At 37.0% G+C, this 15,648-nt stretch carries 11 protein-coding genes and 1 pseudogene; 9 read left to right on the top strand and 3 right to left on the bottom strand.

Annotated elements, in window-relative coordinates; all coding sequences use genetic code 11:
- The first annotated feature begins 97 nt into the window (after window positions 1-97).
- Together L1967_RS10430 and L1967_RS10425 are read left to right on the top strand one after the other, a co-directional pair.
- On the top strand, window positions 98-562 hold the full coding sequence (locus L1967_RS10430) for an OsmC family protein (protein ID WP_249601570.1): 465 nt from the start codon (window positions 98-100) through the stop codon (window positions 560-562).
- A gap of 2 nt (window positions 563-564) precedes the next feature.
- A complete protein-coding gene (locus L1967_RS10425; protein WP_249601569.1) occupies window positions 565-1,065 on the top strand; it encodes a hypothetical protein in 501 nt (166 codons plus the stop codon).
- Window positions 1,066-1,109: 44 nt separating this feature from the next.
- Here the strand turns inward: L1967_RS10425 and L1967_RS10420 are convergent, their stop codons facing one another.
- Complete coding sequence (locus L1967_RS10420) at window positions 1,110-2,051, bottom strand: C1 family peptidase (RefSeq protein ID WP_249601568.1); 942 nt, start codon at window positions 2,049-2,051, stop codon at window positions 1,110-1,112.
- 189 nt (window positions 2,052-2,240) lie between these two features.
- Between L1967_RS10420 and L1967_RS10415 the strand changes: the two genes are divergently transcribed.
- Together L1967_RS10415 and L1967_RS10410 are read left to right on the top strand one after the other, a co-directional pair.
- Window positions 2,241-2,666, top strand: coding sequence for a DUF4174 domain-containing protein (locus tag L1967_RS10415; RefSeq protein ID WP_249601567.1), 426 nt, complete (start codon window positions 2,241-2,243; stop codon window positions 2,664-2,666).
- Window positions 2,667-3,408: 742 nt separating this feature from the next.
- Window positions 3,409-3,759, top strand: coding sequence for a hypothetical protein (locus tag L1967_RS10410; RefSeq protein ID WP_249601566.1), 351 nt, complete (start codon window positions 3,409-3,411; stop codon window positions 3,757-3,759).
- On the opposite strand, the gene L1967_RS10405 is transcribed toward L1967_RS10410, so the two are convergent.
- Window positions 3,756-4,223 (bottom strand): CBS domain-containing protein, encoded by a 468-nt coding sequence (locus L1967_RS10405; protein WP_249601565.1) that lies wholly within the window; start codon window positions 4,221-4,223, stop codon window positions 3,756-3,758. The two genes, L1967_RS10410 and L1967_RS10405, sit on opposite strands and share 4 nt — an antisense overlap.
- Window positions 4,224-4,353: 130 nt before the next feature.
- Between L1967_RS10405 and L1967_RS22470 the strand changes: the two are divergent.
- Together L1967_RS22470 and L1967_RS10395 are read left to right on the top strand one after the other, a co-directional pair.
- A pseudogene (locus L1967_RS22470) lies at window positions 4,354-5,214 on the top strand (M20/M25/M40 family metallo-hydrolase); the annotation flags it as partial.
- Window positions 5,215-7,153: 1,939 nt separating this feature from the next.
- Window positions 7,154-7,954, top strand: a complete 801-nt coding sequence (locus L1967_RS10395) for an NAD(P)H-binding protein (RefSeq protein WP_249601563.1) — start codon at window positions 7,154-7,156, stop codon at window positions 7,952-7,954.
- 182 nt (window positions 7,955-8,136) lie between these two features.
- Here L1967_RS10395 and mfd read toward each other — a convergent pair whose 3' ends face one another.
- The gene (mfd, locus tag L1967_RS10390; protein ID WP_249601562.1) at window positions 8,137-11,517 is read right to left on the bottom strand and encodes a transcription-repair coupling factor; all 3,381 of its coding nucleotides are present in this window, start codon (window positions 11,515-11,517) and stop codon (window positions 8,137-8,139) included.
- 430 nt (window positions 11,518-11,947) lie between these two features.
- Here mfd and L1967_RS10385 point away from each other — a divergent pair, with 430 nt between their 5' ends.
- From L1967_RS10385 to L1967_RS10375, 3 genes are all read left to right on the top strand, one after another.
- On the top strand, window positions 11,948-12,343 hold the full coding sequence (locus L1967_RS10385) for a DoxX family protein (RefSeq protein WP_249601561.1): 396 nt from the start codon (window positions 11,948-11,950) through the stop codon (window positions 12,341-12,343).
- A gap of 226 nt (window positions 12,344-12,569) precedes the next feature.
- Complete coding sequence (locus tag L1967_RS10380) at window positions 12,570-13,349, top strand: SDR family NAD(P)-dependent oxidoreductase (RefSeq protein ID WP_249601560.1); 780 nt, start codon at window positions 12,570-12,572, stop codon at window positions 13,347-13,349.
- A gap of 226 nt (window positions 13,350-13,575) precedes the next feature.
- Window positions 13,576-14,934, top strand: coding sequence for a dihydrolipoyl dehydrogenase family protein (locus L1967_RS10375; protein ID WP_249601559.1), 1,359 nt, complete (start codon window positions 13,576-13,578; stop codon window positions 14,932-14,934).
- Window positions 14,935-15,648 lie beyond the last annotated feature (714 nt).

The following is a 15,648-nucleotide window of genomic DNA, read 5'->3' as shown; positions in this document are numbered from 1 at the left end:
TCATTCCGTGCTTGACACGGAATCTCATCTAGCATGTAATTTTCAGAATTTAAACATAAAAAGTTTGATTGTGCAAAAGTTTAAATAATTACCATACGTGAAAACCCATAACTACACTATCAACCTCAACTGGACCGGTAATAAAGGCATCGGGACCAAGAGCTACAAAGATTACGACAGGGATTACACTTTTCATGCAAAAGGAAAAACACCGATACAAGGCTCTTCAGATCCTGCATTTTTAGGCAATCCAGAACTATATAATCCAGAAGAACTTTTACTGGCGTCCATCGCTTCCTGCCACATGCTTTGGTATCTTCACCTTTGTGCCAGCAACAAAATTATAGTATTAGGGTACGAAGATCGACCGGAAGGTAAGATGATCGAAAATAAAGATGGCAGTGGTAAATTTACCGAAGTAACACTGTATCCGGAAATTACCTTAGCTGATAAAACCATGCTAGAAAAAGCTGAAAAACTGCATCATGAAGCGAATAAATACTGTTTTATAGCAAATTCTTGTAACTTCCCAATTCATCACCAGGCAAATTATCATTTTTGAATATGGAAATAAAAGTCATCAATCAACGTAAATTTCAGTTTCTCGAAAATCACAAAATTATTTTAGAGCTTTACTATCCAAGATGGTGGTCCAATAATGCTGAAATTCGATATCTGGGAAAACAATTTAAAATTAAAGCGAAAGGCTTTTGGCAAAATACCTTTATCATTTTAAAAAACGGACTTGAAATTGGAAGCATTAAACTGAACTGGAAACAAGATTCGGTCATAAGCCTTAAAGCTAAAAGTAAAACTGAAAAGAATTATCATCTTTACCAAGAAAGCTTTTGGCATACTAAGTTTGTCGTAAAAGCTAACGAAAGTTCAGTGCTTAGAATTCATGCAAAGAGAAATTGGAAAAAATTTTATCCTGATTTTCTCTTGAGTACCGAAGATGATCAGGAACATGAAGATTTTAACCTGATAATCGCCATCAGTGTTTATTTAATTAACAACCGTTTAAAATCTGCAGCCGCGGGAGCTTCAATTGCGGCCGTTTCATAATAAAACCTGAATACAAGATTATAGTTATATACACCTAAGCGTAGTTAAACCTGTGGTTCGGCTACCAAATCGTAAGCGATATAAGCATTGTTAATCACTCTGAAATTAGCACTCACGTCAGTTACATTTTCAAAAGCGGCATAATCGATCCACACAAAACCATCTGATCCCCAATTTTCTCCCCAGGAGTTTACCACTTTAAAAGCATCATATTCATCTGAATATCCCACCACCAGCATTGCATGACAATCACCATTTTCATAATCGACCGCATGTTCACGATAGGCAGTAAGCCCCAAACGATCTATTTTACCAAATTCTGAAGATAAGTAAGCTCCAATTACAATAGGCTGTTGTTGTAAAAGCAATGTTTTCATTTCAGCAATCATGTTTTCTCCACTTAAACTTCTAAATTCTGAAATCCTCGCCCTAGCTGCCTGCGCTATTTGTGTTTCGTTTGGTTGTTCTGAGCACCCACTATCGTCGTAAGGGAAAAGTTCTAAAGAGCAAACACCAACTTCCTGTACAAGATCTAAAGTTTCTGCAATGCTGGTACCACCACAGGCTCCCATAGTTAATTGATTGTAGGTGAAGGATGGGCTAAATATTGTCGCTAAAGAATAGGGTGCACCACTTTCTATATGCTCCTGTAAAGACTTTAAATAATAGCTTACTGCCCAGGAAGAACAAGATCCCAACTGTCCCTGATCGCCAATCGGTGGTAAAAATTCAGAAAGATCATACTCGATGGGTAAATCTTCAGGGATATCTAGATCTTCTAAAATAAAATGCCCTCCTGTAGAATAAGCGCCAGTACCCGTACATTCCAATCCTGTAGCAAAAACTTCTCCTTCTTTAGTAATAAATTGGTTATCGTCTATAGGGTCTGGTGTATTTTCCTGTCTTTGTAGACGATCATCCATATCCTTATAACAAGAGCTGAATAATATGGGCAATACAAAGACTAATAATTTTACATATTTCATGATATTCAATTTAAGGACTAGAATAAAATTTAAAAATCACCACTTATTTTAATGAACTTCGATAACGGCTTCGCCTGCTTCGTTAAATAAAATCAAATTTGCTGAAAATCATTTCTAAAATTAGTTAAATAACATACTCTTTAACAACTAATTAAAACTAGTCTATAATAATCATTTCTACTTTTAGCCATGAAATTTTTATCAATCACAATTTTAAGTATTATGGCTTTAGGAAATATGAACGCACAGGATAACGATTCTTACCTTTGGGAGAACCGCTTGGTCTTAATGCTTACCAATTCTATCGAAAATAGCGATTTTAAGCAGCAGCTGGGAGAATTTAGGGATAAAGAAGAAGAGTTAGAAGATCGCAAAATTGTGGTCTATCAGGTAACTCCAAAAAAATATGCTACTGGGATTAGCGATGCTCCAGATTGGAATAAAGGAGATAATTTCTATGAAAAGTTCAAAAAATCGAATACGGGCTTCGAACTTATATTAATTGGTCTGGACGGGGGTACGAAAATGCGAAAGAAAGAATTTATACCTGCCGATGAACTTTTCGAAAAAATCGACAGCATGCCTATTAGAAAAGCTGAAATTAATAAATTGTAAGTTTCTTTTAAGTTGTAAAACAATATTTTATGTAAATTTAAGCTAGCCAAAAAATTAGCTAGCTCGATAATGAGCGTAAATTAAATTGTATGAGCTTTTAATAATCGTTGAAATAAATAATAGTCTCGCGATATCCTAGAAGGAAATACAAAATGAATTTGCCAGTTTATCATTGATATAAATTTTATGGTATTAAGCATCTGTAAGCGTTGCTACTTGGATTATAACGAGATATCATAGTATTGTTGGTAAGACTAGACTTATAGATAAAAAGAATTAAACTTATTTATAGAAGTCTAAAAAAGGCAAAAGGAAATTTTATAGCCTTTATAGTAACCCAAATAATATGTAAAGTATAATTGGTGATAGCGAAAATATTGTTATCAACCAATACCAAAAGTAGAAAGTACTATTCCCCAAATCTACTTTTAAAAAATATAGTAAATCATTTTTTATTTCGAGGCATCCCCAAATCTCGATGGTTATCGCGACGAGACCGGAGCATTTAATCTCGATTCTCGAATAAAATATTCTAGGTGATCATTATGTGACCTTAAAACTAAGGTAATAAATTGATTAATATTAAGATTCGGTAAACTGTAGACAGAATTCAAAATGCTACCCCACAAACTACAGTATGATCTTTTAGGAGAAGGTTGAAATTATATGCTTTATTTTTCAACAAGATAACGAAGCATTTGACTTTTAGTTGATTAAATTTTATGTAGATATATAAAGAAAGATGGATAAATACTGTTTAGAATGTGGAGAAAAGCTTATTGGTAGAGTTGATAAAAAATTCTGTAGTGATTATTGCAGGAATTCTTATCATAATAAACTTAATAAAGATACCAAAAACCTAATGCGTAATATCAATAATATCTTGCGCAAAAATTATAGAATCCTAGAGAAACTTAACCCGGAAGAAAAAACAAAAACCAGCAAAACAAAATTGCTGGCCGAGGGTTTCAATTTTCAATATTTCACCAGTATATATACCACTCAGGCGGGGAAAACGTATTATTTTATTTACAATCAGGGGTATTTACCTTTAGACAACGAGGAGTTTTATGCACTGGTGAAAAGAAACTAGCAATGCCAATTTTGAGCCCTTAATTTTAACGCTGCACAAAGAATATCTTTTCTGCTTATCATCCCAATTAGTTTTCCGTACTCTACAACCGGAAAACGTCTATAACTATTATTATAGAACAATTGTGCACAATCAAAAATACTTAGATTCTTATCGATCACAGCCACATCGGTACTCATATAATTTTCTATTTTCATATCGCCAATAGGCATATTAAAATACCGACTTTCTGAAATTTGTTTCATACAATCTGCATCAGAGATTATACCCACCAGCTCGTAACGATCATTTACCACTGGCGCTCCAGAAATTTTGTTTTTAAGCAATGCTTCCATTACCTCTGCAACATATTGATCTTTTTTAAAAGTAATTAATGAGCTTGTCATATAATCACTCACCATAATTGGTGCGCTCTCTATTTTTTCAGGAGCCGCACGCCTGCCTTGAAAACTTTTAATTCCCATAATTGTAAGATTTTGATTACTAATTATTTAAATATAAACAATTTTAATATCTTTTTAAAGAAATCTATTTTTTCAGGTTAGTTTTTATAACTATAGTATCTTTATTTCTTAGAAAACTAAATGTGTATTAATGTCTAAAAATCTCCAAGCTTTAATTGCTTTACTACTTATAAGCTTTAGTTGCTGGTTAAGTTATCATAGCCTTAAACCTTCAGAAATTCCTGAAGAGGTTCCTGAAAATGAATTCTCTGTTAGCAAAGCTTTTCAGCATGTAGAAAAAATAGGAGAAGCTGCACATTACCTGGGGAGTGCAGCACATAGTACGGTAAGAAATTATATCGTTAACGACCTGCAAAATCTAGGTTTAGAAGTACAAACGCAGGAAAATTTTGTGTTAAACGACGAGGCTCTACTTAGCCGGCCACAAAATATCTTAACCCGAATTAAAGGAAGCGGTGACGGTGATGCGCTGGTTTTAATGACGCATTACGATAGCCAGCCACATTCTTCTCATGGTGCAAGTGATGCAGGAAGCGGAGTTGCTACCATTCTGGAAGGTGTACGTGCTTTTATCGCTGAAGGGAATACACCTAAAAACGACATTATCATTTTATTTACCGATGCTGAAGAAATTGGGTTAATGGGGGCCGACTTATTTGTGAAAGAACATCCCTGGGCAAAAGATGTAAAACTTGCCCTAAATTTCGAAGCCCGTGGCAGCGGTGGTAGTTCTTTTATGCTATTAGAAACCAATGCCGGAAACACCAAACTTATAAAAGCTTTTAAAGAAGCCCAGGTTCCTTTCCCTACCACAAATTCTTTAGCATACAGTGTTTATAAACTTTTACCAAACGATACAGATCTTACCGTTCTAAGGGAATTTGGAAACATTAACGGATTTAATTTTGCGTTTATTGATGATCATTTCGATTATCATACCGCGAATGACGTTCCTAAAAATCTGGATTTAGAAACCTTAGCCCATCAGGGAGATTACCTCATGCCCCTACTCCATTATTTTCAGGATGCAGATCTCAATCAGTTACATTCAGATAGCGATCTTTTATATTTCAATCTCCCCTTTGGTCAATTTATTACTTATCCGTTTGCCTGGATTACGCCTATGAATATCTTGGCATTTATTTTATTTTTAGGAATAGTAGGATACGGTATTTTCAAAAAGAAACTTCAAGTAAAATCCATTTTCAAAGGTTTCATCCCTTATTTTTTAAGTCTGATTATTGGGGGACTTTTGGTATTTGGACTTTGGAAATTTTGCCTTTACATTTATCCTGAATATTCAGAAATGTTGCAAGGCTTTACGTATAACGGCTACAGCTACATCACCGCGGCAGTATTGCTAAGTTTAACCGTTGCTTTTTTTGTATATCATAAGTTTTATACTGAAGAAGATACGGCTTCCCAATTTGTTGCGCCCTTATTTTTCTGGATACTAATTTGCGCGCTACTGGCTGTTGGTTTAAAAGGCGCGTCTTATTTTATAATTCCGGCGTATTTTGGATGTATGCAGTTGCTGTTAATGATCCACCAGAAAAAACCGAACTTAATTATAAATACCATTTTAAGTTTACCCGCTGTATTCATTTTGTTTCCCTTTATCCCAATGTTTCCGGTGGCACTAGGATTAAAAATGTTATTTGTTGCGGGCATTCTTAGTATTTTATTGTTTAGCCTTTTTTTACCGGTTTTTGGCTATTTCAGCAAAAAAGACCTACTCGCAGTATTATTGTTTTTAGGCTTTAATGCCTTTATGTTTTATGCTCATTTTACATCAGAATTTACTGCGGAAAGACCCAAACCCAACAGTTTGGTGTATTTGTATGATGCCGATGAAGACAAAGCCAACTGGTATTCTTATGATACCATGCCCGATGAATGGACCTCAAAATATTTTGGAAAAGAACCGGTAACGCTAACGAATGCCGAAACAAAATTCAGCAGTAAATATCATTCTGGCTTTACCTGGAGAAGTGACGCTCCAAAAATCGATATTGAAAAACCTGCTATCATTCTTCAAAAAATTGATAGCACTAATAACGAATTTCAATATTCGTTAAAAATCGCACCAAATAGAGATGCCAAACGATTAGAAATTTATACTGAAAATATTACCGATTTTAGCGAATTTGAAGTCAACGAACTACAACCCGAAAACGTAAAACTTGGGCAGGAATCCTTTAATATGTTTACGCGCAGATGGAAAAATCGTTTGCTAAGCTATTACATTTCCAGCAAAGATACACTGCGAATGAATTTTAGTTTAGATAAGAACAAGTCGGCCGAATTCATTTTATATGAATCCAGCTACGATCTTTTGGAAAACGAGCAGCTTAATGTACCAAAACGTTCTGAAGCCATGATCCCAAAACCATTTGTGTTAAACGATGCGGTGATTTATAAAAAACGAATTAAGTTGAACCAATAACAGGGAGCAGTCGCAGTTGCCAGATTCAGTAAGCAGTCTCAAACAGGAGACAAGAGACAGGAGACAGGAGACAGGATAAATTGAATTAAAAATGTTGAATGGTGAATTTGATAAAACCGGTATCTTGATAGTTCCAATAGCTATCGCAAAAGATCTATAGATGTAGCCATACAAATTAAAAAAGAGAAAAATAATTTTAAAAATAGGCCAGTTTGAAGATTGGGTATACAAACAAGAAGCATAAAATTTTCAATTTCAATTGGTACATCAAATAGAGATATCCAATTGAAAAAATGGCCTATCAAAAATTGGTGTAAAAATTTGAAGTGAAAAATCCGTAATAATTTCAGGCTGTCTGAGACGTAGTCGAGTTCCTGAAATTTAGGATTCGAACGATAAATTTCAGACAATTTTTGTAAGCCTAGCTTTTTTGTTTCTTTTTCAGCAATGGAAAAAGAAAAAACAAACAAAATCTAAAAAAAATATGCAAATTTCAATATTAGGATGTGGTTGGTTAGGTTTTCCGTTGGCAAAAAAACTAATGGAAGATGGTTATGCCATTAAAGGATCCACCACCACGGTTGCTAAAATGCAAGAACTTTCTTCAGCAGGCATCACCCCTTATCATCTCGAACTTTACGATAACGGGATTCAGGGTGATATGAGTTCCTTTTTGTCGAATTCTGAAATTCTGATTATCGACATTCCGCCGGGATTACGAAAAAATCCAGAAACAGATTTTACCGGAAAAATCACCAATATCATTTCTTACATTGAAAAATCGGGCATCCAAAAAGTGATCTTTGTAAGCTCAACAAGTGTTTTTGAAGATGAGGAAAATTTTCCTGAATATACTGAAGAAAATAAACCGAATGGAAATTCACAAGCTGCAAAGCAACTAATTGCCTGTGAAAATATATTAGGCGATAACCCCAACTTTGAAACTACCGTGATAAGGTTTGGCGGCTTAATTAGTAAAGATCGGCATCCGGTAACGATGCTTTCTAATAAAAGCGGACTCAAAAATGCCGATGCACCGGCAAATTTAATTCAGCGTGAAGATTGTATTGAATTATTGTCCAAAATCATCGAAAATGATGAATTCGGAACTGTTTTTAATGCCGCTTATCCCGAGCATCCTAAAAAACATGAATACTATACCAAAGAAGCAAAATCCAGAAATATAAAAGCCCCCGAATATGACCAAAATCGACCTTCAAAAGGAAAAATAATTTCTTCGGTAAACTTGGATAAAATTGGGTTTGAGTTTAAATATGAGATATGATGGTTTAGATGTTATTAATCTTAAGCACATTGTATATCCGCTATATCATAATATGTGAATTTTCGTCACCCTGAACTTGATTCAGGGGCTCATCCTAAGCAGCATGAGATGCTGAATCAAGTTCAGCATGACATTTTTAAAGTGAAAAGATTAAGTTGACAAAAAGCGAATACTATAAAAATCTAAGCTTCTTCCACTTCCTCCTTTTTCTTTCTAAAATCTAAAGGCTGCAATACTTTTAAAGCTTTTTCAATTGAATTGATTTTTTCAAACGTCAATAGTAAACGTAAACCGTTTCGGGTTTTCTTTTCTTTCATTTTGCAGGCCTGCGGGTGGGATTGCACGTATTGCAGGACTTTGGTGAAATTGGCTGTTTGATAGAATCGTGATTGCTGATCTGAAATAAAATATCCAATCAGTTTATTTTGTTTCATTATAATTTTTTCGAGTCCGATTTTTGAAGCGATCCATTTGATTCTCACACTGTTCAGCAAATCTACTGCCGGTACCGGTAATTCACCAAAACGATCCACCAATTCGGCTTCAAATTTCTCTAATTCTTCTTCGGTTTTTAGTTCATTCAGCTTGGTGTATAAATTCAGTCGTTCCGCGATATTGTTGATATAATCGTCTGGGAACAGAATCTCAAAATCGGTGTCGATTTGCGTTTCTTTTACAAAATCTTTATATTCAATATCTTCTTCGTTATACAGTTCTTTAAATTCGTTTTCTTTCAGTTCCTCAATAGCTTCCGATAAAATTTTCTGATAGGTATCAAAACCAATTTCGTTGATAAATCCGCTTTGCTCACCACCTAGTAAATCTCCGGCACCCCGGATTTCCAAATCTTTCATCGCAATGTTGAAGCCGCTTCCCAGGTCTGAAAATTGCTCTAAAGCCGTCATTCGTTTACGCGCTTCTTCGGTCATCGCAGAATAAGGCGGCGTGATAAAATAACAGAAAGCTTTTTTGTTGCTTCGCCCTACCCGACCCCGCATTTGGTGCAGATCTGAAAGTCCGAAGTTATTGGCATTATTAATAAAAATGGTGTTCGCGTTGGTGACATCCAATCCGCTTTCGATAATGGTGGTCGAAACCAGCACGTCGAATTCCCCGTTGATAAAACTCAACATCAACTTCTCCAGCTTCTTCCCTTCCATTTGTCCGTGACCAATGCCTACTTTCGCATCGGGAACCAAGCGCTGAATCATTCCGGCAACTTCCTTGATATTTTCGATTCGGTTATGAATAAAAAATACCTGTCCACCACGCTGAATTTCATACAACACTGCATCCCGAATGGTTTCTTCGGAAAAACGGATCACGTTCGACTCAATCGGATAACGGTTAGGCGGAGGCGTGGTAATGGTCGATAAATCCCGCGCTGCCATTAAACTAAACTGAAGCGTACGCGGAATTGGCGTTGCCGTTAACGTTAGCGTATCAACGTTTTCTTTGATGGTTTTCAACTTATCTTTTACCGCAACACCAAACTTTTGCTCTTCATCAACAATCAGCAGCCCCAAATCTTTAAATTTAACGGACTTGTTGACTAACTGATGCGTTCCGATAATAATATCTACGCGACCGCTTTCCAGATCGGCCAACGTTTCGCGGCGCTCTTTGGCGGTTCTAAATCTGTTTAAATAATCCACCGTTACCGGCAAATCTTTTAAACGCTCAGAAAATGTTTGATGGTGCTGAAAGGCCAAAATCGTCGTGGGCACCAACACCGCTACCTGTTTCCCATTATCTACGGCTTTAAAGGCGGCGCGAATGGCAACTTCGGTCTTTCCAAAACCAACATCCCCACAAACCAATCGGTCCATTGGGCGCTCGTTTTCCATATCTTTTTTCACCGCTTCAGTCGCAGTACTTTGATCGGGCGTATCTTCATAAATAAACGACGCTTCCAGCTCGTGTTGCAAATACGAATCGGGACCGTAAGCAAAACCTTTCTGCAAGCGGCGTTTGGCGTATAATTCAATTAAATTATAGGCGATATGTTTAACGCGGGCTTTGGTCTTTTTCTTCAGGTTTTTCCAGGCATTGCTACCTAACTTGAAGATTTTAGGTTCTTTCCCGTCTTTACCGTTGTATTTTGAAATTTTATGTAGGGAATGAATGCTTAAATACAGGATATCGCGCTCGCCATAAATCAGTTTAATGGCTTCCTGTTTCTTGCCTTCTACATCAATTTTTTGAAGTCCGCCAAACTTCCCTATGCCGTGATCAATATGGGTAACATAATCGCCTACGGTAAGATTGGTGAGCTCTTTCAGCGTTATCGCCTGCTTTTTGGCATAGCCATTTTTTAAGCTGAATTTATGGTAACGTTCAAAAATCTGATGATCGGTATAGCAAACATTTTTCGCCTGTTCGTCAATAAATCCCTGAAACAAGGAAAGTACCACCGTTTGGTATTTTACTTTCTTTTCCTGATCGTCGAAAATATCGTGAAAGCGCTTCGCCTGCTGCTCGCTCCCGCAGAAAATATAATTGGTATAGCCTTTTTCCTGATTTTCAATAAGATTTTCAATCAATAAATCGAATTGTTTATTGAAGGAGGGTTGCGGAGTCACAAAATAAACAATCTCTTTTTTCGGTTTTAAAAAGGCCTGATTGCTCAATTCGGCCACCGAAAATTCCACTAATTGCTTATTGATTAATGCTGAATTACAAAAAAGGGCAGCGGGCTCACTTTGCTTGATTTCTCCTGAAATCTTTTGAAAAGCTTCTTCGGCTTTCTCAAAAAGTTTATCGAGTTGTGCTGAAAAAAGGTCGATATTTTTAACGAATATCAATGTATTTGCGGCGACATATTTTAAGAAACTCTCCCGAACCTCATCGAGTTTTTTGTTCTCGACATTCGGCATTATGGAGATTTTCTTCACCTTATCGGTAGAAAGTTGCGTCTCTACATCGAAACTCCGAATGCTATCCACTTCATCCCCAAAAAATTCGATCCGGTAGGGCTCATCATTACTGAAAGAGAATACATCAATAATCCCACCGCGTACTGAAAACTCTCCCGGTTCGGTAACAAAATCTACACGTTTGAATTTGTATTCAAACAAAACTTCATTGACAAAATCGATGGAAAGTTCGTCGTTTACGTGAATCTTCAGCGTGCTTTTATCGAGTTCTTTTCGGGTTACCACTTTTTCGAACAGCGCATCGGGATAAGTCACAATCACCGCCGGTTTCTTGCGTGAGTTGATTCGGTTTAATACCTCGGCACGCAACAGAACATTCGCGTTGTCGGTTTCTTCAATTTGATAGGGCCTGCGGTAACTGCCGGGATAGAACAACACATCGTCTTCACCAATTAATTGTTCTAGATCGTTTAGGTAATAGGCGGCTTCTTCTTTATCGTTTAAAATCATTAAAAAAGGACGCTTGGCTTCTTTAAACGCGTTGGCCACCACAAACGAAAGTGACGAGCCTACAAGGCCTTTTAGATGAATTTTATCGGTATTTTTTTCAGAAACGGCAATAGCGTCCCGCAATTCCTGCTGTTGCGGGGATTGTGCAAAACTTTGGGCGATGGTAGATGTACTCATTGCTGCAAAGATAATTGCAAAAGAAAAGCTTCACAACTGACTATGATATTTTTAACGTATAGAATTAGCTCTAAGCTATCAGCAATTAGCGCTCAGCTTATTGGAATGGAAAAGTGAAAGATTTGAATTCCAATTTAAATAAATATAAAAAGGAGCAATAGAAAATAGAGGAGAGATATTGAAACAGGAAATAAGAATCAGGAATCAAGACAATATTTAGAACAGCAGTTGACTGTTTCTAAATTTGGAAATAAAAAGTAAGTATTTCGTTCATTTTCAAATAGCACATTAACACATCATCTATATTCTAACAGCGCAGCGGTCGAACTTCTAATTCCGGACAACAAATCATCTTACCGCTATTTGAATATTTTACAATTTCCATAACAGGGATTCCGTCTCAAAGAATGTAATTTCAAAAAAAATTGCAATGTCCAACCACCAGCTCGCTTTTTTATTGGCCAGGATAACACTGGGAATCAACTTTTTCCTGCACGGATTTGTTCGGATTCCCAAACTGGAAGCCTTTACTAACGGACTCACACAAGGCTTTGAAGGTACAATGCTGCCATTACCCTTAATAGAAATGGTGGCTTATGCCATTCCTTTTATCGAAGTGGTGCTGGGGATTTTCGTCTTTTTAGGCATTTTCAGTAAAAAAACACTAGCCGCCGCAGCTATTTTTATAATGCTGCTCATTACCGGATGTGCCTTTAAAGAAGATTGGAGCGCGATCGGAACACAAATGCTTTACGCGTTATTTATCTTTTTTCTCATAAAAAACCTGGAATATGAAGTTTGGGCCGTGAAGAAGAGTAAGGAATAGTAATTAGAATTGAGTAATGAGACGTGAGATAAGAGACAAGAGAATATTGAAACAGGAAGTAAGAATCAGGAACCAAGACAATGTTTAAAACGGCAGTTGACTGTTTCTAAATTTGGAAATAAAAAGTAAGCATTTCGTTCATTTTCAAATTAGCACATTATCAAATCATCTATATTCTAACAGCGCAGCGGTCTAACATCTAATTCCTAAATTAAAAAAAGACAAAATGGATTATCAGTTAAAAGACAAAAAAGTATTTATTTCAGGATCAACCAAAGGGATTGGTTATGCCACAGCGAAAACCCTGGCAAAAGAAGGTGCCGAAGTGATTATTAACGGGCGATCGCAAGAAAGCATAGACAAAGCCATTTTAAGTATAAACAGCGAAATCAAAAACACTAAAATCTCTGGAATTGCCTGCGATTTTTCGAAAAAAGATGAGGTCGATCTCCTAATCGAAAAAATTGGTAAAGTCGATATTCTTATCAATAATGTCGGCATTTTTAATCCGAAAGACTTTTTTGAAATTCCAGATGAAGAATGGAAAGATTTCTATGAAGTAAATGTGCTCAGCGGCGTTCGGCTTACCAAAGCTTTACTGCCTAAAATGCTCGATCAGGATTGGGGACGGGTGATTTTCATTTCAAGTGAAAGCGGGTTGAATATTCCGGTAGAAATGATTCATTACGGAATGACGAAAACCGCACAACTTTCTATTTCAAGAGGAATTGCCGAAATCACCAAAGGTACCAATGTTACCGTAAACAGCGTATTACCGGGCCCCACCTATTCTGAAGGTGTAAAAGATATGGTAGATGCCGACAATAATGACAAAAAGGAAATAGAAAATGAGTTTTTTGAAACTCAGCGCCCCAGTTCGTTAATCCAGCGATTTGCCGATCCGCAGGAAGTCGCCAATATGATTGCTTATGTTGCGAGTCCACTTTCCTCGGCTACCAATGGAGCAAGTTTACGGGTTGATGGCGGAGTAGTGAAGTATATTTAAATAGTAGCGAGTAGTTATAATTGAGTAATGAGACGTGAGATAAGAGAAAATAGACCATAGAATATCTCGAAACAGGAAATAAGAATCAGGAATCAAGACAATGTTTAAAACGGCAGTTGACTGTCTCTAAATTTGAAAATAAAGATTTCATTCATTTTCAAATTAGCACATTATCAAATTGTCTAAATTCTAACAGCGCAGCGATATAATATCTAAAATAAAAAAAATGGGAATAGAAGAATTTGATGTTTTTGTAATCGGTACCGGAACTGCCGGGAAAGGTGTAGCCAAAGATTGTGCTGAAGCGGGATGGAAAGTCGCCATTGCCGATAATCGGGAGTACGGCGGCACCTGCCCCAATCGCGGTTGCGACCCCAAAAAAGTTTTGGTAGGAATTACCGAAATTATCGAGCGTTCCCAAAATATGCTGGGATTGGGAATTTCTAAAATGCCGGAAGTAAGCTGGGAAGATTTACAGAAATTCAAATACAAATTTACCGGCGCTATTCCCGCAGCGACCGAAAAAGATTTGGCGGCTCTCGATATCAAAATGTATCACCAATCACCTAAATTTTTAGATGAAAACACGCTTTCGGTAGAGGGTAAAACTGTAAAGGCCAAGAAAATCGTGATCGCCACGGGAAATAAAACAATGCCACTAAAAATTCCGGGAACCGAATTAATGCTAGATAGCGACGATTTCCTGGAATTGGAAAAGCTCTCCGAATCGATGATTTTTATCGGAGCCGGTTACATTGGGATGGAATTTGCCCATATCGCCGCCCGACTTGGCGTAGAAGTTACCGTGATTGATACGGAGCCGAGACCACTTTCCAATTTTGATGAAGATATGGTCGCGCATCTTACCGAAGCTTCCGAAGCTATTGGCATCAAATTTATGTTTAATGCGAAAGCTTCAAAAGTAGAAAAGCTTAGAAAATACCTTCGGGTAACTGCGGAAACGAAAGATGGAAAAGAAGTTTCAGCAAAAGCGGAACTGGTTTTTAATACCGCCGGTCGCGTTCCTTCGATTGACGAATTGGAATTGGAAAAAGGGAATGTCGCCTTCAGCAATAAAGGAATTACGGTGAATGAGCATCTGCAAAGTACTACCAACCCAAGTGTTTATGCATGCGGAGATGTTTCAGATAGTGAAGGTTTACCGCTTACGCCGCTCTCTTCTCAAGAATCACGGGTGGTTTCCACTAACCTTTTAGGAAAATATAATAAAACCGAAGCGCATTATCCGCCGCAACCTTCGGTAGTGTTTACACTGCCCAATGTGGCTTCCGTAGGACTTTCAGAACAGCAAGCGAAAGAAAGAGGTTTTGATTATGTGGTAAAACACAAATCGGTACCCAGTTGGTTTAATTCCAAGCGTATTGCCAATCAGCACTACGCGTTTAAAGTGATTAAAGATAAAAAAACCGAAAAAGTTCTTGGCGCTCACCTGGTGGGTCCAGATGCCGGCGAAATGATTAATATGTTTGTAATGGCAATGTGTGGCGGTCTTTCCTGCCAAGACCTAAAAGCAATGATTTTCGCCTACCCTACCTGGAGCAACGATATTAAGGGAATGACGTAGTCCAGTAGGCAGTAAACAGTCGCAGTAAGCAGTTTAAATAGAATTTATACCGCTTCGCTGCTAGATTTTTTGAAATCCGTCATCCCGGACTTGATCCGGGATCTCATCACTCTTATGAGATTCTGAAACAAGTTCAGAATGACGACAGATAATACTTTCCAAAAAGTGATAGCCAATCTAAAAACCAGAAAAATTTACAGTAATAAACCATTAGCCTTTGGCTAAAATGCATTCAAAATCCAGCATTTTCAATCCTGATTCCTAGCTCTTTTGTCTTGGTTCTATTTTACACTAACTTCTATCAGATTAAGGTCTCGATACAATTTTGCTTCGCTTCACTGCACAAAACCACTCGACCTGACATTCCAGCGAATATTTTCAAATTGTCGATTTCTTAAAAATCAACAAGATAGTTCAGTTTCGTAATGAACCATATTGAAGTGTCACTTCGAGTAATTTCGAGTCCCGATAACAATCGGGAAGAGAAATTGTATCGAGAAGTAAATAGAAAACTATGTCATTTCGACTAAAGCGTAACGGAACGGAGAAATCTTAATGTTCAAAAATACTGTACACAAGAGATCTCTCCACTTCGGTCGAGATGAACTGTGTTTATATACAAGATAAATTTAAGTTATTTTCGGTGTAATAGGTTTTTTGTGTAGCAATAGCAAAGGCCTGCTTTAAAAGTTTGTTGACCACCGCTATCAAAGC

The organism is Zunongwangia pacifica, assembly GCF_023499215.1.
GTDB lineage: Bacteria > Bacteroidota > Bacteroidia > Flavobacteriales > Flavobacteriaceae > Zunongwangia > Zunongwangia pacifica.
Note: the sequence above shows the minus strand (reverse complement) of the source record. Positions and strands in the feature narration are given on the sequence as shown.

Excerpts from the sequence above, each read along its gene's own strand:
- L1967_RS10380 (WP_249601560.1), top strand. The coding sequence starts at position 12,570 with ATGGATTATCAGTTAAAAGACAAAAAAGTATTTATTTCAGGATCAACC.
- L1967_RS10395 (WP_249601563.1), top strand. The coding sequence starts at position 7,154 with ATGCAAATTTCAATATTAGGATGTGGTTGGTTAGGTTTTCCGTTGGCA.
- L1967_RS10425 (WP_249601569.1), top strand. The coding sequence starts at position 565 with ATGGAAATAAAAGTCATCAATCAACGTAAATTTCAGTTTCTCGAAAAT.
- L1967_RS10420 (WP_249601568.1), bottom strand. The coding sequence starts at position 2,051 with ATGAAATATGTAAAATTATTAGTCTTTGTATTGCCCATATTATTCAGC.
- L1967_RS10385 (WP_249601561.1), top strand. The coding sequence starts at position 11,948 with ATGTCCAACCACCAGCTCGCTTTTTTATTGGCCAGGATAACACTGGGA.
- L1967_RS10410 (WP_249601566.1), top strand. The coding sequence starts at position 3,409 with ATGGATAAATACTGTTTAGAATGTGGAGAAAAGCTTATTGGTAGAGTT.
- mfd (WP_249601562.1), bottom strand. The coding sequence starts at position 11,517 with ATGAGTACATCTACCATCGCCCAAAGTTTTGCACAATCCCCGCAACAG.
- L1967_RS10415 (WP_249601567.1), top strand. The coding sequence starts at position 2,241 with ATGAAATTTTTATCAATCACAATTTTAAGTATTATGGCTTTAGGAAAT.
- L1967_RS10375 (WP_249601559.1), top strand. The coding sequence starts at position 13,576 with ATGGGAATAGAAGAATTTGATGTTTTTGTAATCGGTACCGGAACTGCC.
- L1967_RS10405 (WP_249601565.1), bottom strand. The coding sequence starts at position 4,223 with ATGGGAATTAAAAGTTTTCAAGGCAGGCGTGCGGCTCCTGAAAAAATA.